The organism is Virgisporangium aliadipatigenens, assembly GCF_016863615.1.
Classification (GTDB): Bacteria; Actinomycetota; Actinomycetes; order Mycobacteriales; family Micromonosporaceae; genus Virgisporangium; species Virgisporangium aliadipatigenens.
The window spans coordinates 225,592-245,587 of the sequence record NZ_BOPF01000013.1; the positions used below are offsets into that span (position 1 = coordinate 225,592).

The following is a 19,996-nucleotide window of genomic DNA, read 5'->3' on the forward strand; positions in this document are numbered from 1 at the left end:
GTCACACCCCTCCTGCGGCGCGCTCGCGCAGGGCCCGCGCGTGCTGCTCCAGGGAGAACAGCTCGCCGACCAGCGCCATGTACTCGTCCCGGTGCGCGACCGGGTTGAGCCGCTGCAGCCGGGATTTCATGTCGCGCAGCCGCTGCAGCACCACCGGCAGCTGCACCTTGGTCAGGATCAGTTCGACGTAGAACGGGTCGGCCTCGCCCCGGTCCAACCGGAACGGCTCCACGGCCAGCTCGGTGACCAGGGCCTGAGCGCCCAGGTCGGTGCACGCGTCGCGCACCTTCTCGGTCCACACCGGCCCGGCGGCGGCCGTCGAGGCGCCTCCCGCGGCGGCGATCGCCTCCCGCAGCGCCGCGTGCACCGGATCGCGGTAGGCCGTCACGTCCACCGCGTCGAACATCGGCCCGGCCAGCGCGGGCGCCTGCAGCGCGAGCTTGAGCGCCTCCCGTTCGACCGTCGCCTCGGCACCGGCCACCGACGGCCGGGACATCCGCTGGGCGGGCGCGGGAGGCTGACCCGCCCCGCGCGCGGCGGAGGCGATCTCCCGGCGGGTGATCTCCACCTCGACACCGAGCATGCCGGAGAGCTTCGCCACGTACCGCTCCCGCAGCGACTGGTCCTTCAGGCGTCCGACCAGCGGCGCCGCGGCCCGCAACGCCGAGATCTGCCCGGGAACGCTGTCCAGGTCGAAGCGCGCCAGCGTGGCCCGGATGGCGAAGTCGACCAGCGGCTCCCGCCCGGCGACCATGTCCTTGACGGCCAGATTCCCCCGTTCGAGCCGCAGCTCGCAGGGGTCCATCCCGTCCGGGCTGACCGCGATGTAGGTCTGCGCGACGAACCGCTGATCGTCCTCGAACGCCCGCAGCGCCGCCTTCTGCCCGGCGGCGTCGCCGTCGAAGGTGAAGATCACCTCGCCGGCCGCGTCGGAGTCGAGCATCAGCCGCCGCAGCACCCCGATGTGATCGGCCCCGAACGCCGTCCCGCAGGTCGCGACCGCCACCGGAATGTCCGCCAGGTGGCAGGCCATCACGTCGGTGTAGCCCTCGACGATGACCGCCTTGCTCTGCTTCGCGATGTCCCGTTTGGCAAGATCGATCCCGTACAGCACGTGGGACTTCTTGTAGATCGGCGTCTCCGGCGTGTTGAGGTACTTCGGGCCGTCGTCGTCGTCGAAGAGCTTCCGCGCGCCGAAGCCGATCACGTCGCCGGAGATGTCCTTGATCGGCCACAGCAGCCGCCGCCGGAACCGGTCGATGAGGCTGCCGCTGCGCGCCTCCCGGGACAGCCCGGCGGTCACCAGCTCCTGGTTGGTGAAGCCGGCCTGCCGCAGGTGCTTGGTGAGCGGGTCCCACCCCTCCGGCGCGAACCCGCACCCGTACCGCTCCGCCGCCGCCCGGTCGAACCCGCGCTGCGCCAGGAACTCCCGCGCCGCCCGCGCTCCCGGCGAGGCCAGCTGCGCCGCGTAGAACTCGGCGGCCGCCGCGTGCGCCGCCACGAGCCGCTGCCGCTGCCCCGTCTGGCGCACCGGCGCCGGCCCGGCCTCGGTGTAGCGCAGCTGGATGCCGGCCTTGTCGGCGAGCCGTTCGACCGCCTCTACGAACGAGAGGTGATCCATCTCCATCACGAACCGGATCGAGTCGCCACCGGCACCGCAGCCGAAGCAGTAGTAGACCCCCTGCGACGGCTTGACGTGGAACGACGGCGACTTCTCGTCGTGGAACGGGCACAGCCCCTTCACGTTGCCGCCGCCGGCCGACTTGAGCGTGACGTGCTCGGAGATCACGTCAAAAACGGACACGCGCTCTCGGACGAGGGCGATGTCCTCGTCGCGGATCCGACCGGCCATCCCCCTATCCTGCCCGGTCGGAGGGAGGGTCCTGCAAGCGGGCGTGAGCAGCAAGGCCCGCAGCTTGCGAGGACCGCCGTCGCGAACCAATGGCACGGTGCCACGCTTCGGCGCCGGGGTCGGTGAGGCTCGCCACCTGGTCGATCACCACCCGCAGCCGAGCCGCGTCGTCGGGCGCCGCCCGCCACAGCGGGGCGAAGACCGGATCCAGCTCGTCCGGCGCGCGCTCGCACAGCGCCGTGACCAGATCACGCAGGATCTCCCGCTGTCGAACGTAGGACGCCTCCGCCCCCGGCCGTCGCATCACGTAGCGCAGCGCCAGCCCCTTGAGCAGCGCCACCTGCGCCTGCACGAGCCGGGGCAGCACCAGGTCGGCCGCGTAGCGCCGGACCGGCTCCGGCCCGTGCACCCGCCGGGTGGCGCTCACCGCGGCGGCCACGAAGCGCCCGGTGAACACGCTCGTCATCCGCTTGAGCGCGGCCTGCGCCCGATGGCTGCCGTCGTAGCCGTCGAGCGGGGCGAGGGCCGGGTCGGCGACCAGGTCGGCGAGGATGCCGCACAGGTCGTCGGCGGTCTCGCCGGAGTAGCTCGCCGCCACGTCGGCGCAGAGCGCGGCCCGCTCGTCGGCGTCGTGCCGCAGCGGCCGCAGGTCGATGTAACCGCCGTGGATCCCGTCCTCGACGTCGTGCACCGAGTAGGCGACGTCGTCGGCCCAGTCCATGACCTGCGCCTCGAGGCACCGCCGGCCGTCGGCCACACCCGCGCGCAGCCACGTGAAGATCTCGGCGTCGTCGGCGTACGCCCCGAACTTCCGCTTGCCCGGCACGGCGAACCACGGGTACTTGCACACCGCGTCGAGCCCCGCCCGGGTCAGGTTGAGCCCCACGGAACGCCCGTCCGGCGCGAACACCTTCGCCTCCAGTCGGGTCAGCACGCGCAGCGTCTGCGCATTGCCCTCGAACCCGCCGCACGGCCCGGCGACCTCGTCCAGCGCGTCCTCGCCGTTGTGCCCGAACGGCGGATGACCCAGGTCGTGGGCGAGTCCGGCGGTGTCCACCACGTCGGGGTCGCAGCCGAGCCGCTCCCCCATCTCGCGGGCGATCTGCGCGACCTCCAGCGAGTGGGTCAGCCGCGTGCGCAGGAAGTCGCCGCTGCCCGCCTCGTGCACCTGCGTCTTGGTGGCCAGCCGCCGGAACCCGGCCGAGTGCAGCACCCGACCCCGGTCCCGCTCGAACGCACCGCGCTCGACCAGCCCGGCGTCCTTGGGCGGCTCGACGACGAACCGCGCCACGTCCGCACCGATCTCGACCTGCGTCACGCGCGCAAGATTAGCCCGGCGGTATGACAGTTATCCGCCGCTCGACCTCGTTCGAATGACCCGGAACTCGTTGCCCTCGGGGTCGGCCAGCAGCACCCGGTCGGGCTCCACCGGCATGGACACGTCCAGGTGCCGGGCGCCCATGTCGACAAGGCGTTCGACCTCGGCGGTCTGGTCCTCCGCGCCGAGATCCAGGTGGATCCGTCCGCCGACCGCGCGGTCCCGCGGCGCAGGGACAAAGACCATTCCGGGGAACGTCTCCGTGTCGCGGCCGATCGCCACCTGCTCCGGTGCCTCGGAGATGATCCGGTAGTCGAGCACCTCGGCCCACCATCGTGCGAGCCGGGCCGGATCGTGTGAGTCCACAACCAGGCCGAACCACCGACTTCCCATGCGCGAAACCTCCTGGGGCGGGGCCTTTCACCCTAACCCCAGGAGGCCTCACGTTCACCTGCTGTCGCTGCCGGACGCACTTGGCGTGGTGGTACCGACGGCCGCGCGGCCGGCCTCCAGGCGCGCCACCGGCACCCGGAACGGCGAGCACGACACGTAGTCCAGCGGCACCGACGCGAAGAAGTGCACCGACTCCGGGTCCCCGCCGTGTTCGCCGCAGACGCCGAGGTGCAGGTCGGGGCGGGCCTTACGGCCCTCCTCGGCGGCGATGCGCACCAGGCGGCCCACGCCGTCCGGGTCGATCGACTCGAACGGCGACACCCCGAAGATGCCGTGCTCCAGGTACCGCGGGAAGAACGACCCCTCGACGTCGTCGCGCGAGAAGCCCCAGGTGAGCTGGGTCAGGTCGTTCGTGCCGAAGGAGAAGAACTCGGCGGCGGTCGCGATCTGGCCGGCGGTCATGGCGGCGCGCGGCAGTTCGATCATGGTGCCGATGGACACGTCGACGCCGGGGTCCACCTCGGCGATCGTCTTCTCCGCGGCGGCGCGCACGATCTCCAGTTCCTGCACGGTGCCGACGAGGGGCACCATGATCTCCGGACGCGGGTCGCCACCGTCGCGCTTCAGCAGCCGGGCCGCCTCGGCGACGGCGCGCACCTGCATGTCGAACAGCCCCGGCACGACCAGCCCGAGCCGCACCCCGCGCAGGCCCAGCATCGGGTTCTGCTCGTGCATGCGATGCACCGCGGCGAGGAGTTCGCCGTCGCGGCCGGGCTCCTTGCCGGTGGCCTCGGCGACGGCGACCGAGACCGCCAGCTTCTCCAGGTCCGGCAGGAACTCGTGCAACGGCGGATCGATCAGCCGAACCGTCACCGGCAGGCCGTCCATCTCCCGCAGGATCTCCACGAAGTCGTCGCGCTGCAACGGAAGAAGTTCCTCCAGCGCCGCCTTACGACCCGCCTCGTCCTGCGCCAGGATGAGGCGCTCGACCAGCGCACGGCGTTCCCCGAGGAACATGTGCTCGGTGCGGCACAGGCCCACCCCCTGCGCCCCGAACCGGCGCGCCCGGGCGGCGTCCGGACCGGTGTCGGCGTTGGTGCGCACACCGAGCGCGCGCAGGCTGTCGGCGTGCGACAGGATCCGGTGCACCGCGCGCACCAGAACGCCGCTGTCCGGCCCGATCTCGCCCTCGAAGTACTGCACGACCGGGGACGGTTCGACCGGCACGGCACCGAGGTAGATGTCGCCGGTCGCGCCGTCGATGGAGACGACGTCGCCCTCGCGCACCACCCGACCGTCCACTGTGAACTGTCCACGTCGGACATCCACCTCCAGCGCGTCCGCGCCGCAGACACAGGTCTTGCCCATCCCCCGGGCCACGACCGCCGCGTGGGACGTCTTGCCGCCGCGGCTGGTCAGCACACCGCGGGCGGCGATCATGCCGGGCAGGTCGTCCGGGTTGGTCTCGCGGCGGACCAGGATGACGTCCTCGCCCTCGCCGGCCAGTTCGACGGCGCGTTCGGCGCTGAACACGACCTTGCCGACGGCGGCGCCCGGCGACGCGGCGACCCCGCGCGCCACGGGCCGGTCCGAGCCGCCCGCCCCGAAATTGGGGAACATCAGCTGTGCCAGTTGCTTACCGGTCACCCGGCACAGCGCCTCGTCGAGATCGATCACACCCTCGTCGACGAGCTGCGTGGCGATGACGAACGCCGCCGCCGCCGTCCGCTTGCCGACGCGCGTCTGCAGCATCCACAGCTTGCCGCGTTCGACCGTGAACTCGATGTCGCACAGGTCCTTGTAGTGATCCTCCAATGTGGACATGGCGCGCATCAGCTCGTCGTAGGAGCCCCGGTCGATGCGCTCCAGATCCTGCAGCGGGACCGTGTTGCGGATGCCGGCGACGACGTCCTCGCCCTGGGCGTTCTGCAGGTAGTCGCCGTAGATGCCGCGCTGGCCCGTGCCGGGATCGCGGGTGAACGCCACTCCCGTGCCCGAGTCGTCGCCCAGGTTGCCGAAGACCATCGCGACGACGTTGACGGCCGTCCCCAGGTCCGCCGGAATCCGCTCCTGTCGACGGTAGAGAATGGCGCGTTCGGCGTTCCATGAATCAAAAACGGCATGGATCGCGAGCCGCAACTGCTCCCGCGGATCCTGCGGAAAATCCTGGCCGGTGTGGTCCTTGAAGATTTTCTTGAACGTGGTGACGAGCGCCCGCAACGCCGCCGCGTCCAATGCGGTCTCCTGTGCGGCCCCGTGCTCGCGCTCCGCGTCGTCCAGCGCCCGGTCGAACGCCTCGCCCGGCACACCGCACACCGTCTTGCCGAACATCTGAATGAGCCGACGATAGGAATCCCAGGCGAACCGCTCGTTGCCGGTCGACGCGGCGAGCCCCGCGACGCTGCTGTCGGTGAGCCCGACGTTGAGCACGGTCTCCATCATTCCCGGCATCGAGAACGCCGCCCCCGAGCGCACCGACACCAGCAGCGGATCGCCGGCGTCGCCGAGCGCGCGGCCCATCGTCCGCTCCAGCGCGGCGAGGTGCGCGTCGACCTCCTCGGCGAGCCCGTCGGGCTCGGTGCCCTCGGCGAGATACTGCCGGCACGCCTCGGTCGTGATGGTGAAACCGGGCGGCACGGGCAGACCCAAATTGGTCATCTCGGCGAGATTGGCCCCCTTCCCGCCGAGAAGATCCTTCATGTCCCGGTTACCTTTGGCGAAGTCATAGACGTACGTAGTTTTCGTCATAGCCGCCTCCAGGCAACGTGGGGAAACGTTAGGGAGTTTGTTACCCGCAGGTTCGCACCCGTTGCCACGAAACGTGAAGCGACCAACACAAAGACGCGCACTAGCGCAATTGGAACCGCTCCCACGTACTCAAACGCGCACTCAGCCGCCCGAGTCCTCGGTTTCCGCCCCCTCCGGAACGGCCAGGTCGTCCCGCCCGTCGAGCCACCCGTGCGGCAACGTCACCTTCGCCGGCTGATTCGTCCGCCCGCGCGGCAGCCCCAGCTCCGACACCGGGAACGGCGTCTCCGGCTCCAACTTCCCCAGCAGATCCTCGAGCTCGGCCAGAGACGACATCATCGACAGCGAACGCCGCAGCTCCGACCCGACCGGGAACCCCTTCAGGTACCACGCGATGAACTTCCGCAGGTCGGTCAGCGCCTCGCGCTCCGCGCCCCACCACTCGGCGAGCAGCACCGCATGCCGGTGGATCATGTGCGCGACCTCGCCGAGGGAGGGCAGCACCCGCTCCGGCCGCCCCGCGAACGCGGCCTCCAGGTCGGCGAAGAGCCACGGCCGCCCGAGGCACCCGCGCCCCACGACAACGCCGTCACAGCCGGTCTCCGCGACCATGCGCACCGCGTCGTCGGCCTCCCAGATGTCGCCGTTGCCCAGCACCGGAACGTCCAGCGCCTCCTTCAGCCGGGCGATCGACTCCCAGTCCGCCTCGCCGCTGTAGCGCTGCGCGGCGGTGCGCGCGTGCAGCGCCACCCACTCCACGCCCGCCTCCTGCGCGATGAGCCCCGCCTCGATGTAGGTCAGATGATCATCGTCGATGCCCTTGCGCATCTTGACGGTGACCGGCAGCCCGTCGGCGGCCGTGACGGCGGCCTGCACGATCGAGCCGAACAGGCGCCGCTTCCACGGCAGCGCCGCGCCACCGCCCCGGCGGGTCACCTTCGGGACCGGGCAGCCGAAGTTCAGATCGATGTGGTCGGCGAGGTTCTTCTCCACGACGATCCGTACGGCCCGCGCCGTGATCTCCGGGTCGACGCCGTACAACTGCACACTCCGGGGGAACTCCTCCGGCGCGAACGCGATCAGCCGCAGCGTCTTCGGGTTCTTCTCCACGAGCGCGCGGGTCGTGATCATCTCGCACACGTAGACACCGGCGCCCTGTTCGCGGCAGAGCTGCCGGTAGGCCAGGTTGGTGATGCCGGCCATGGGGGCGAGTACCACGGGGGTGGTGATGGTGTGCGGGCCGAGGCGGAGCGGAGCGGTCACGTCAACGAGCATCCCACGCCCCCCTGGACGAGTCGCTAGCCCTCCTGGCGCCTCCGCGGCCATTCATAGCCAACCTCCGGAGCGAGCCGCAACGCGTCGGCAGCGAGAGTGAGCCGTCCCGTTTGCGACTGCGTAAAGGCCTTCTCACCGACCCTGAAAGCCCGATCGGGAGTATTCGGATCGGCCGCGGACGACCTCCTCATGCGATTGGTCGTCAAGGCGAAGAGGATTTTCCAGATCTCGGCAACGAAGTCCACCATTTCCGGATCGTCGAAGTAAGTCATGGACGTCGCCCAGCGTCCATGTTCCAGCACGGCGGGAGCCACCTCAACGCTCCTCTGCCACTGAACTACGTAATCACTGTCCGGCAGTTCGATCCTGCCGTCGGCCCGCGATCGCCCCAGCAGTCTCGGTCGAGCCGAGCGGTGCCATAAGCCCACCGTCCGACCACATTCGGTGATGTCATCACTTAGCGGCGGCTTCCCGACACTCTCCCATTGGCGATCGTCGACCAGGGTCGCGTTCGGAAATTTGCGTCGAATGGAATCGAAGACCTGCACCTCGTCGGCCGGAAGAAGGAAGATTTCGACCGCCCGCGGTTTCATCGTTCGAACGGCCATGACGCAAACCCTCCAGCTAGAGCTTCGGAATCAGGATGATCTGACCAGCGCCGTACGTAGCGATGAACTCCGCGTTCAACAACTCCCGGTCGGTAAACGCCCCGTTCTCGAAGTCGGCCGTCTGATAGTAAACCGTCTCGCCTGCGTCGTTGCGGAACGTCAGATCGGGGAATTTCCGGTTCCCGGAGGGATCCTTCACCGCCCGTTGAGGCTTGGTGCCGCCTGCGACATGGGTCCATCCCGGCTCAGCGTCCATGATGTCGAACTGCAGCCCGATGTCCTGCGTCCGTGTTGCCGTGTCACCACGCATGCCCCCGGTGTTACGAACGATTCTGGGCTTTCCACCGGTAGCGCAGGTACAACTGGTCGAGTGCGGCTGCCCGGAGGGAGCCGTTTGCGTCCCACCGCAGTTGTGTACCAACACATCGGCATCGGCGGACAACACAAAGAATGTGTGCAGGTCCGCGACGGTCAGATCGAGGACCGTTGTCGTTTCGGTATGGATCTCAATCGCGGAGACCTGGACCCGCTCGCCGTTCGATGCCAGCAGCCATTGACCGGCGCTCAGTTCGCCCGCCGGCAACCACCTGCGAAGGTCGGGAACCCAGAACGGGTGGTTTGCGGTGGCGTTGATCCGCGTGCCCGTACCCGTCCCGGACGGTCGCACGATGATGGTAACGAGCTTCTTCTGTCCCGCACTGGCAATGGTCGCGGTCACCGGCTTCTCGGTGGGCCTTCCATCCACCGGGTCCGCCGCCAAAACGCGGTCGCCGACCTTGACCTTCTCCAACGATTTCCCGGAACCGTCGGCCATTCGTACCGCTGTTCCGGCAGTAAAGCTACTGGCACTGCACGCTGTGGGCCGGCCACCGGACGAACCCACCGACTTCGCCCCACCGCCCCGCCTGAACCCCGAAGCGATAGCCCGCCCCTCGGCCGCGAACCCTCTCCCCGCGGCCTGCGTGGCGGCCTTCGCACCTACCCCACTGGCCAGCGAGGAGAAGCCCGCCTTGATCCCCGCGCCCACCATCGACCCGAGCCCACCGAGCGCCCCGCCGATCAGCCCACCGATGGCGGCCTGCGCACCGAGCTGCCCCCAGCTGAACTCCCCCTTGCCCTCGACCTTCGTCTCATAGGCATAGGTGACGGCCGACCCCACGGCTCCGGCCAGGGCGCCACAAGCGACAGCCCCCGCACCGGTCCACCCGATCGCGAAACCGCAACCGATCCCGACAGCAGCCCCCGCGACGAACCCGGCGATATCCGCCTTGTGGTCGTCCGCCCAGTTGAGCGCCTTGCTGAAGCCGCTACGCGTCTTGCAGGCGACGTCCCAGGTGGAGCACTTGTTGGTGACCTTCTTGCCGCCCCCGCCGCCGTTCTTCCCGCCGCCGCCCGACCCGCCGGAGGTCTGGGTGTTGTTCGAGCCGGTGGAGCCGGTTCCTTTTGTCTCGTTGGAGTTGATGTAGTTGCCGTAGTACTGGTCGTCGGTGATCGGTTTCAGCCCGTCGGGGTCGCTCGCCGACGTCGGCATGTTGTTGGCGTACGAGTAGCCGTTCATCTGCTGCAGGTCGCCGTAGTCGACGATCGGGTCGACCGAGACGAAGCGGCCGAGCGCGGGGTCGTACTCCCGGGCGCCCAGATGGGTCAGGCCCGTCGGGTCGACCGTTCCGCCGACGAAGCCCTTTTCGTTCACCCAGGTGGGGGCCACACCGCGGGCCAGCCCGAACGGCGTTTCCCGGCGCTGGGTGACGTTCTGCGTCGCGGCGTCGATCGCGATCTGCTGGGTGCCGTGGTAGTCGGTCGTCAGCCAGGTCACGCCCGCGGCGGTCCGCTGCGCGACCGGTCCGCCGCCGAACTCGTAGAAACGCGTGCATGTCTTCGCGTTTGTTGCCTTGTCCCAGCGCAGTTCCGCGCCCGGCAGGTAGAGCGTCTTGCCCTTGGCATCGCGGCGGATCAGGCGCTGGCCGCCGGCGTCGTAGACGTAACTCGTCGAGCCCGTGGCGTCCGAAGTGGTCGCCAGCTTGCCCTCGCGGTCCCACGTGAGGGTCTGTGGTTCGCCGCCCGGCCCGAGGCGGGTGAGGGTGTTGCCTGCGGCGTCGAACGTGAACGCCGTCGTCGTCGAAACCCCGCCGACGCTGCGAGTCTGGCCGGTGAGCGTGTGCGGCTGGCTCCCGCCGTCGTCCGGGTAGTCGTAGGAGGTGACGGTGTCGCCGCCGACGTTCAGCGAGTGGTCGGTCTGGGTCTGCCGGCGGCCCAGCGCGTCATAGGTCCACGACTGCCAGTACGGCGCGGGGCCGCCGAGCGTGCCCGTGGCCCGGGTCTGGGAACAGTCGCCGCTCGCCGGCGTCCACGCCTCGCTGAGCCGCATCTGGCTGTCGTAGTCGTAGCACTGGACATCGGTCGCGCGGCCGGGCGCGGCGTCCGCGGCGCGCAGGACCTTGCCGGCGTCGTCGTATCCGTATGTCACCTCGGAGACGAGGTTCGGTGAGACGCCGTCGCGCTCCGTCCAGGTCTTCGTGAGGCGGCCGGTGCCGAGTTCGCGCTCGAAGTACTGATATACGCGGGAACCGGCACCGCTGAACATGCCCTGATAGAGGGTGTACTGCTCCGGTTGCGCCAGCGCGTTGTAGCGGGTGTCGGAGACGTAGCTCTGGTGGTCCAGCCCGTAGAACGTCGTCAGCCGCTGCGGCAGCCCCAACTCGGTGTACTCGACGGCGAGCGACTCCAGCGTCAGGTCACCGGTCCTCGGCATGGTCAAACTGTTGAGGCTGCCGTCCGGGTTGTACGCGTAGTCGTAGTAGTACGTACCGGCGATCGCGCCCTCGCTCAGCGGGATCGTGATGGCGCTCTGCGTCGGCTTGTAGGAGTTGTCGTAGTAGGTGACCTCGGTCGTGTACCGGTCGGTGCCGTTGTAGCGCACCGACGTGGCCGGCTTCCCCTTGGCGAGCGTGCCGTCCGGCAGCGGCACCGAGTCGTACGTCCACCCGGCCAGCTGTGGCCCGGTCGTACTGTCGCCGCGCAGCGCCGTCTTGCGGCTCAGGTTGTCGTACGACAGGAAAAGCTTCTTGCCGCGCGCGTCCGTCGTGGAGGTGACCCGGCCGGCGTCGTCGTAGGTCGTGCTGCTCGTGCCGCTGTCCGGGTCCTTGGACGAGATTTTCCTTCCTCGAACGTCGTACGTGTACTCCCACCTGTTCCCGGCGGGATCCTGGACGGCCGCCAGCAGGTTCTTGTGGTTGTACGTGTACGTGATCGCGTCGTAGTCGCCGCTCAGGTCCCGGCCCCGGTAGGTGCGCTTCTCCACCGTGTGGCCGCGTCCGTCCACGATGGACGATGTCGCGACTCCGCCGGCCGGCGGCACGACATCGGTGCGGTCGCCGCCGTAGGAGGTCGTGGTGCGCCAGCGCTCGACACCGGCGGGTTTGAAGATGCTCGCCTTGACCCGGCCGGCACCGTCGTACACCGTCGCTGTCTGGTCGGGAACGTCCGTCGGGTCCGGAGCCGCCACCAGGTCCACGCCGGGCGCACCGGTCGAGTAATAGGTGCCGTACTTGAGCTTCACCCGCCCGGCGGTGTCATAAATCTGGTCGGTCAACATCCGGCCGCCCCGCGCGTCGGGCGACGCCGCCTGGGTCTGGCGCGGTCGCAGCAGCCCGTCGTAGAGCGTGTACGTGGAGATGTAGTTCCCGGCGGGATTGAGCTTCTGGGTGGTGACCGCGACGGCGCCATCCTTGCGGATCAGGTAGGCGTACCGCATCGACGGGTCGTTCTCGTGCTGCGCCCGTGGGCGTTCCGGGAGCCACACGTCGGTGAGCCTGCCCAGCCCGTCGTAGCGCAGGTCGGTACGCCGCTGGTTGATGTCCACAGTGGACGTCGCCAGGCCGAACGCCGGCTCGATGGTGCTCGTGTTCGTCCAGCCGCGCACGTTCGTGTCGACGGTCTGCGTGACCGGCCCGCCCTCGCTCGGCGTGTACGCCGTCGCGGAACGGTTCCCGAGCACATCCCACGACTCCGTCACCCGGCCGTACTTGTCGTACGCCGAACGCGACACCGTCAGGTACGTGGCGGCCGTGCCGTTCCAGGTGGCGAGCTGCTCGACCTTGGTGACGTTGCCCTTCTTCGGCGCGACGCCCCAGTCCTGCCCGTCATAAGAAGTGCGTCCGTCGCCGATGATGTCGCCCTCGGCCACGAGCCTCCCGTCGGCCGCGGCACAGGCGAGCCCGACCGAACGCGCCTGATGCGGCAACGACATCAGCCACGCGCCGGTGTTCCGCGGCTCGTACGTGGTGGTGCTGCACTGCTCGTCCCCGGGAACATCCAGATCGCCGGCGTCGTCCACCTTGACGGTCATCCCGTACGCGTCGAACTCCTTGCGCACACCGGTCCGCAGCGGCAGGCGCCCCTTGTCCCGCGCGGTGCGGTTCTGTGTCGCCTGAACGTTCGTGTACCGCGCGGCGACCTTCGCGCCGTTGACGGTGCGGGTGGCGATCTCGCCGGAACTCCACGGTTCGTTGACGACGCCGCTGATCTCGGCGCCGTCGGGGCCGCCGTCGAGCGTGCGCGTCTCCCGGGTCATGCCGGCGAACCAGTCCTCGTCGGGGCCGGCGCCGCCCTGCGAGTCGGTGACCGTGACGGCCCGGGTGCCGGACGGGAGCTTGTCGCCGTTCATGCCGCGGTAGTAGAGCGACTCGGAGTATGTCTGTTCGCCGGGATCGCCGACCAGCTCACCGACCCGCGCGTAGCCGCGCCACTGCGAATACGTCTTGCCGTCCTCGGAGATGAGCCCGTCGTCGTCGGTGAAGTGCCACGCCGGGTCGCCGATGTAGTTGTACCGGTGCACGACCCGGGAGGCGTTGCCCGACCAGTCCGTCTCGATGACCTTGTCGACGCGGTACTTGTGGAAGAAGTCGAGCGTGGACTGCGTGTCCCCGCTGCGCGTCCACTTGACCGGATAGCACCGCAACGTGTTGTTCTGCAGAGCGTTCCGATCGGGCATCAGGCCACCGGCGACGCACTGCGGTTGCGAATACTCCACCTGGACGGAGCCGCCGGTCTCGGTCTCGATCCCGACGAGTCGCCGCCAGTTCATGGAGGGCGCGTTGTCGACCGTGTCGACCCGGTTGTGCATCGGCTCGCCGTGGAGGGTCACGTCCGGCAGCGTCGTCGTTCCGCCGACGAGGCCGACGTGGGAGATCCGGTCCAGCCAGAGACCGGCCCGCGTGCTGTCCTCCGGGTCCGGGTAGCTATGGGTGAACGTCCACCGCTCGACGTCGCGGAAGTCGTTCGCCGCGGCGTTTCGCACCTGCGTGGTGACGGTCTTCAGGCGGCGCGTCGTCCAGAAGGTGGGCGACACGTTGTCGCACGTGCTGCCCTTGCACTCGAGGTCCCACGGGGTGTCGGGCCACTGCGTCTCGCCGTGCGTGGCGCAGTTCTCCTTGCAGCGGTCGTCGTATCCGTAGAGCACACGGGCGGCGGCCGTCCCGGCGAAGACGGTGTCGGTGCCGAGCTGCGGATCGGCGTTGTCGTTGCGGGTGCCGTACTCGACGCGGTCGAGCTGTCCGGCACGCACGTACGACACGGGCGCGCTGGTCTTCAGGTTCTGCGCGTACTTGTTCGACTCGCTCGAGTACCAGAACGACATCGTGTTGCCGTTCGGGTCGACGACGTAGTCGAGGTTCCACCGGTACGCCTGCGTGCACACCGACGCGGCGAACGTCGCCTGATGGCACGGCTCATTGGCGTGGTTGCCGAAGACCGGCGCCGTCCACACCGAACCCGTCTCGGTGTTGCCGCTCGCCCAGCCCGGCAGCCGGTTGCGCCCGAACCAGTACTGCGTCCCGTTCGTGGTCGTGACGACCCACCACTCGCCGTCCTTGGCGCCGTTGGCCTGCCCGTAGCGGCGCTGCACGCGGGACCCGTCGTGGGTGCGCGGGTGCCAGACGTTGGCGTCGCCCGCGTCCTTGATGAGTTCGACCGAACGGCCACCGAGGTTCATCGTGGCGTTGTCGGTCGCCCAGCACTGGTCGCCGGTCTTCTCCGTATTGTTGGCGCCGTTGGCGCGATCCTCGGAGCAGTCCTTGTAGCGCCGTTCGATGTAGCCGCTGGAGTTGAGTTCGAAGCCCTCGCCGACCACGGACGGCTGGTTGTTGGAGGCCGCCATGCGCCCGTCGACGGACTGCGCCGAGTAGCTCAGGCTCACGGTCGGGCTGGGCCCGCCGAGCGCCGGCGGGGTGCGCATCGGGTACGACCACGAGAAGTCGCCGGAGGAACCGCCCGCCGACCACGTCGAGGACGCCGACAGGCTGGTGGCGGCGTAGCTGCCCGCGGCACCCGACGGCCCGGCGGCCAACGCCAGCAGCACTCCGCCGGAGGCGCCGGCACGGGCCCGTTCGTCGCGGTCGGCGCCGCTGACCGATCCGACGCCGACGTCGGCCGACACCCGACGGCTCCGGGTATCGTTGCGCGACGGCAGAACGGTGCCGCGACACGCCTCCGCGCCCGGTGTCGTCAGCGCACACTCCGGCATGGCCACCAGCCGCAGCCGGCTCGCCCAGTCGCCGCCGAACGCGGTGGCAAACTGTCCATAGTCGACGGTCACGCCGAGCGCACCGGTGCCGACCCGGCTGTCGGCCGGCGTCACCCGAAACAGCACACCCGTTGTGCCCGAACGCTTCGCGGCCTCCTGATCGAGCACGTCCACCCGCACCCGCGACGAACCGGCGCCGGCGCTCACGACGTTCGACGAAGAAGTATTGGTGACCGAGACCGGAAGCCCCGCGACGGCGGCCGACGCGTCCGCGGCCCGGGCGGAGGGCTGCGACTGGCGCAGGTCCAGCGTCGCCGAACCGGCCGACGGCCACACCGGCGCCGGTTTCGTGGTGGCATCCTTCGCGGGCGGATACGACGGCCGCCGTGCGGGCACCTTCTCGACCTCGACCGGGTCGATCGGCTTACCGGTCGTCGGGTCGAACGCCTTGGCCGGCGCGGCCAGCGCGGGACCGGTGCCGGCCAGCGTGACGACCAGGGTCGCGCACAGGCCCACGATCGCCGCGCGGGTGCGGCCGAACGGCTTGCTCACCAATGCCTCCGGGAAAGAGGAGCGGCTGTTGCGGAACGGGCGCATCGTCGTCACGCCCCAGGCGGCCGGAACGTGACCGCCCGGCTGTCGGCCAGGATGTCGTGGCCGAATGCGTAGGTGAAGCTCATGAAGATGTCCCAGTCGAGCAGCGTGACGGCCAGCCCGGCGCCCTGATCCGCACCGAGATCCTTGTAATTGGTGGTGATCGAGCCGTCGGCCCGCAGGATCGCGCTGAACGAGATCCGGTAGTTCGGCCCCTCGTCGGGATTTCGCAGCACGTCCCGCCATTCGATGAGGACCTGTTGCGTCGCACCCGATCCCGACACCGCCGTGCGCACGCTCGACTGGCTGTCCAGGCTCAGTGCCCCGTCGTACGCGACATCGATGTACGCGCGGCTGTCCGGGAACTGGAGGAAGCCACGACTGGAGGCCCAGACGGAGTTGAACGTCCGGCCGTTGAACTCGAACGGGAACGGCAGCGGCACGGCGGACCGGAGATCGGACTCAGTTCCGGGCTCGTTCATCGGCAGCACGTTCTGATCGGCCTGTTGGAACGGCAGGTCGCTCACGTCGCAGGTGTAGCCGCCGTGGCCGCGCCGGGCGACGAGCGGTATCGCCAGATCGGTATCGGCCTGGAGGTCCACCGACACCTCGGCACCCAGGCAGCCAACCTCGTAAATCTCCACCGTGTAGGTGGCGGCCTCAAGTCCGGAGACCGAGAACTCGGCGTTCTCGAACCATCCCACCTCACCGACGACGGGATACAGATCGACGCTCTGGAGCCATTCGTCCGTCTGCACACCGCCCGTGCTGCGTCCCGACAGCGTGTACGTCGGGATCGGCTTCGGGTCGGACGGATACGCGAAGACGACCGCCTTGTTGTCGTCCAGCACCGCCTGCATGTAGCTGTACTGGAGGCCGGAAGTGCCGCCCGGGCTCTCCAGTCCGACCACCGCGCCGAGGCCACGCCCCTCGTCGTCGGAAAGGTAGGCGGTGTCGTAGTTGTACTCGATGGTGCCGTCTTCGGAGAGAATCACTTCGAACGACGTGAGGTCACCGTTCAGGCCCCAACCCGACGGCGCCATGAACTTACGCCACTCGATGATGAACTTCCGGTTGGGCGCAGACCCGATAGTGCCCGTCCGGATCGAGCGCTCCTCGTTGTCCAGGAAGTACGGCAGCCAGAACGGTGCGAGCACCCCGTTGGCCCGGTCCAACGCCGGCAGGCTCTGCGGACTCGCGTCCACATGCCGCGCGAAGCTGGCGACACCGGTGTCCTCCACCCAGATCGAGGTGTGGTTCTTGCCGTAGAACGGCACCGGGAAGGGCAGCTGTACCTGACCCGGCTGGATGGCCGGCCCGTCCGCGAGGACGAACGGCTTCGACTCGACCCGGCAGGTGTAGCCGAACTTGTCGCTCTGCGCCGCCAGCGCCAGATTCATCGCGACCGGCGCGTCCACCCGCACGTCGGTGGTCCCTGACTTGCCGCACTCGGTGGAGACCATCGCCGACACCCGGTAATCGGCGGGCTCCAACACCGTGAACGAGTACCTCCCGTCCGCGCCCGTCGTGACCGTCCGCGTGGTCGGCATCAACCGCACCAGCGCACCCGGTAGCGGCGCCCCGTTCTCGTCCGTGACGACGCCCGACACGGCCGGCCCACGGGTGATCGCGACGATGTCGTTCGTGAGTTCGCTCAGCCGCCCGGTGTCGCTGACCGCGGCCGCGAAGACGAACGTCTCCCCCGCCCGGTTCGCCTGCACCGACACTGTCACCTTGCCGCCCGGTGCCGGCAGGTCGACGGTGTTCGGCAGGTCCTGCGTGGTGAGCCCGTAGCGGATCTTCCGCACCGCCGTGTCCCCGTGCGCGTCGAACGTCACCTGCATCGGCCGGTCGTCGTATCCGTGGGTGCCGCCCGGGAAGGCGATGGTCGGCTTGGTCGGCCGCACCTGGTTGGTGAACTCGGTCTCGGTCGCGCCCACCAGCCGCCCGTAGATGCGCACGTCATCGATGGCGCCGTCGAAGAAGTCGGTGTTGACCCCGGCCCACTTCCCGCGGCCGATCAGCACCGCGCCGGTGGCGTTGAACGGCGTGGTGACGGTGGAGGTGGACGCCTGCAGCACCCCGTTGACGTAGAGGCGCACGGCACCCGTGGAGCTGTCGTAGGTGCCCGCGAGGTGGGTCCAGGTGCCGACGACGGCGGGCGAGTCCGAAAGGACGCCGGCGATCGCCGGACTGTCCACATCGGACTTGGCGATGGCGAAGCGCCACTTGTTGGCCGCCCCGCTGTAGCTCAGCTGGAACGCCGAGACGCGTGCGCCGTCCTGGCTGACGATGACCTTCTGGAGGTTTCCGCCCGCGACGTCGAGCCGGACCCACGCCGAGACGGTGTAGTTGGCGTCGGTGCGCAGCGTCCTGAGGGCGTCGGTCGTGGGGTCCTTTGTGGACACCGGGCCGGCGGTGAAGGCGTTGCCCCAGTTCGACGCGCTTACCTTGAGGCCGCTGCCGACACTGCCGCGGCCCGGGGTCCACGCGCTGTTGGCGACGGTGAGGGCGTTGCCGTGGGCGCTGGCGTCGGTGCCGTTGTCGTCGAGGCGCCAGTGCGCGTCCGCTCCGGCACCCGCCCGCACGCCGAAGGTGTAGGACCTCGGGGTGGCCGAGTAGTTGCCGGCCCGGTCCCGGGACCAGACCCGCAGCGTGTGCGCGCCGTCGGTCGGCGGCGTCACGGAGACCGTGGCCGTCTTGTCGCTGGCGGCGTCGGCCTGGAACGCCTGCGCCGGCTGGATCCCCGTGTCGAGGGTGTAGGCGTAGCCGACCACGTCGGACTGCCCCGTGGCAGGCGGCGTGAACGTGAACGTGCCGGCCACACCCGCACCGCCGTTCAGCTGGCCGCCGGTCGGGTAGGTGGTGGAGCTGACCGCGGACGGCACGTTCGGTGGCGTGGCGTCCACGGTGAACTCGCACCGCACCGAGTACTGCCCGTCGTCGATCCCGTCGTAGGTGCGGGCATGGTAGACGTAGCTCTGCCCGTCGACCAACCGTCCGCTGGGGACGGTCGCGACGGCCTGCCCGCCGGAGGTGACGGCGTCCTGCCGCACGGTGTCGTTGCCGTTCGGCGAGCCGCCCAGCGGCCACCACCAGAACGTGCCGGTCAGCGGCGCGGCGAAGCCGTCCGGGTCGGTGAGGCGGGCGCGCAGTTCGGGCGTGAGCGTGCGCACGTAGGGGCGGCTGTCGCCGGTGACGCACGGCCGGCCGCCGGCGGTCAGCTCGTCGGGGGCGTTCGGGTACGAGTTGTACGTGACGGTGAAGCGCGCCGTCGCGGCGTCGAACTTCTTCCAGCCGTTGTGGTTGGACTCGTTGTTGGCCTTCAGGCCGAAGATGGTGTCGCTCCACCACTCCGCGGCGGCCTTCTGCGCGACGCCGGTGAGGCCCCACTCGGTGCGCCGCCGCGCCTGGTTGCACGAGGAGTTGCTGGCCGTGGCGGAGGCACTGCCCCAGGCCGGGGTGTTGTTGCGCCACGTGATGCCGGAGTGCAGTTGGGCGCTGACCACGTGCACGTCGGTCTTGCTGTCGGCGCACATCCAGGAGTGCAGCAGGTCCATGCTGAGCTTGGCGTCCAGGACGTGCTTTCCCCGGTAGTCACCGGCGGAGAACTGGAACAGCGAGCGGTACACCATCGTCTGCCCCTCGTCGGTGTATCCGACCTTGGCGCACTGCTGTCCCCGGTGCGCCTTCGGGCAGTCGTTGCGGTCGTAGGACCAGTAGGACTGGTCGGCGAAGCGACTGTTGATCATCGTCCAGCTGCTGAAGCCGATCGACGGGTCGATGAAGACCGGGTACTTGGTGGCGTTCCCGAGAAGAAGCGTGGAATCGGGACGGACCGCGACCTCGCGGTCGGAGACCTCGAGCGGCATGGCCGCGACCGCCGCGGTCCCCGTCGCCCCGTGCGGCGAGCCGCCGTCCTCGCTCGCCGAGTCCCACATCGTCGGTGTGCCCGAACCGAGCACCGTCGCCCCGCTGCTGTCGCGGACGGTCAGCGTGCCGTTGTCGCCGCGCCGCAGCGACAGGCCGTTCTCCTCGGTCTCGAAATGGATGCGGCGCAACGCCGAGTTGCGCGCGGCCTCCGGCGTGCGGACGACGAGGGTCTCGCCGAAGCCCTCGACGTCGGCGGTGACCACGAGGTCGACGCCCGGGTAGACGTCGGGGTAGGTGAGGGTGCTGCCGGCCGCGGTCGGCTCGGGAAGCCCGGTGGGCCAGCTCATCGAGAGGCTCGACCCTCCCTTGTGGACGGTGGCGAACGGGCCGTCGCCGCCGGCCGAGAAGACCACGTCGACGGCGCTCGCGACCGGCGCGTAGGAGCCGTCGGGCCGGCGCTTCACGGTGGAGTCGGCGCTCACCCAGGTGCCGTCGGTGCGGCGGACCCGCTGCACGCGGGCGGCCTCGACCGAGGTGAAGGTGCCGTCCGCGTTCACGAAGAGCTGACCCTTCTCCGTTCGCGCGGAGAGGTCCTCGACCCGCTTGCGGCACGCGACCGCGGTGGCGTATGCGGTCGAACGGTCCGGACGCTCCGTCGCGCACTCCGGCGCCCGCTCCCGCGCATCGCGTGCCTGCGCGGCAGGCGCCTGCGCGAACGGCGCGCACAGCAGCGCGGCGAGCGTGACGACCGCCGTCGCAAATCCCGTAGGCCCGGTTCGCATCGCGTCCCCTCGATACCTCGCCCGACAACC

At 69.6% G+C, this 19,996-nt stretch carries 8 protein-coding genes; all 8 read right to left on the reverse strand.

The window, feature by feature from the left end; translation table 11 throughout:
- Position 1 precedes the first annotated feature (1 nt).
- Complete coding sequence (gene dnaG, locus Val02_RS19820) at positions 2-1,852, reverse strand: DNA primase (protein WP_203900602.1); 1,851 nt, start codon at positions 1,850-1,852, stop codon at positions 2-4.
- A gap of 4 nt (positions 1,853-1,856) precedes the next feature.
- Positions 1,857-3,170, reverse strand: coding sequence for a deoxyguanosinetriphosphate triphosphohydrolase (locus tag Val02_RS19825; protein WP_239153188.1), 1,314 nt, complete (start codon positions 3,168-3,170; stop codon positions 1,857-1,859).
- A gap of 30 nt (positions 3,171-3,200) precedes the next feature.
- Positions 3,201-3,563: a VOC family protein gene (locus tag Val02_RS19830; RefSeq protein WP_203900603.1), complete on the reverse strand. Its 363-nt coding sequence runs from the start codon at positions 3,561-3,563 to the stop codon at positions 3,201-3,203.
- A 54-nt stretch (positions 3,564-3,617) separates the two neighbouring features.
- Positions 3,618-6,311, reverse strand: a complete 2,694-nt coding sequence (ppdK, locus tag Val02_RS19835; protein WP_203900604.1) for a pyruvate, phosphate dikinase — start codon at positions 6,309-6,311, stop codon at positions 3,618-3,620.
- A 141-nt stretch (positions 6,312-6,452) separates the two neighbouring features.
- Complete coding sequence (gene dusB, locus Val02_RS19840; RefSeq protein ID WP_203900605.1) at positions 6,453-7,586, reverse strand: tRNA dihydrouridine synthase DusB; 1,134 nt, start codon at positions 7,584-7,586, stop codon at positions 6,453-6,455.
- A gap of 23 nt (positions 7,587-7,609) precedes the next feature.
- The gene (locus Val02_RS19845; RefSeq protein ID WP_203900606.1) at positions 7,610-8,194 is read right to left on the reverse strand and encodes a DUF8467 domain-containing protein; all 585 of its coding nucleotides are present in this window, start codon (positions 8,192-8,194) and stop codon (positions 7,610-7,612) included.
- Between the two features lie 16 nt (positions 8,195-8,210).
- Positions 8,211-15,269: a polymorphic toxin-type HINT domain-containing protein gene (locus tag Val02_RS19850; RefSeq protein WP_203900607.1), complete on the reverse strand. Its 7,059-nt coding sequence runs from the start codon at positions 15,267-15,269 to the stop codon at positions 8,211-8,213.
- A 50-nt stretch (positions 15,270-15,319) separates the two neighbouring features.
- Positions 15,320-19,966 (reverse strand): NIDO-like domain-containing protein, encoded by a 4,647-nt coding sequence (locus Val02_RS19855; RefSeq protein ID WP_203900608.1) that lies wholly within the window; start codon positions 19,964-19,966, stop codon positions 15,320-15,322.
- Positions 19,967-19,996 lie beyond the last annotated feature (30 nt).

What these genes read in the sequence shown, in the direction of transcription:
- dnaG (WP_203900602.1), bottom strand. Translation starts at nt 1,852, where the DNA reads ATGGCCGGTCGGATCCGCGACGAGGACATCGCCCTCGTCCGAGAGCGC.
- Val02_RS19830 (WP_203900603.1), bottom strand. Translation starts at nt 3,563, where the DNA reads ATGGGAAGTCGGTGGTTCGGCCTGGTTGTGGACTCACACGATCCGGCC.
- ppdK (WP_203900604.1), bottom strand. Translation starts at nt 6,311, where the DNA reads ATGACGAAAACTACGTACGTCTATGACTTCGCCAAAGGTAACCGGGAC.
- dusB (WP_203900605.1), bottom strand. Translation starts at nt 7,586, where the DNA reads ATGCTCGTTGACGTGACCGCTCCGCTCCGCCTCGGCCCGCACACCATC.
- Val02_RS19845 (WP_203900606.1), bottom strand. Translation starts at nt 8,194, where the DNA reads ATGGCCGTTCGAACGATGAAACCGCGGGCGGTCGAAATCTTCCTTCTT.
- Val02_RS19855 (WP_203900608.1), bottom strand. Translation starts at nt 19,966, where the DNA reads ATGCGAACCGGGCCTACGGGATTTGCGACGGCGGTCGTCACGCTCGCC.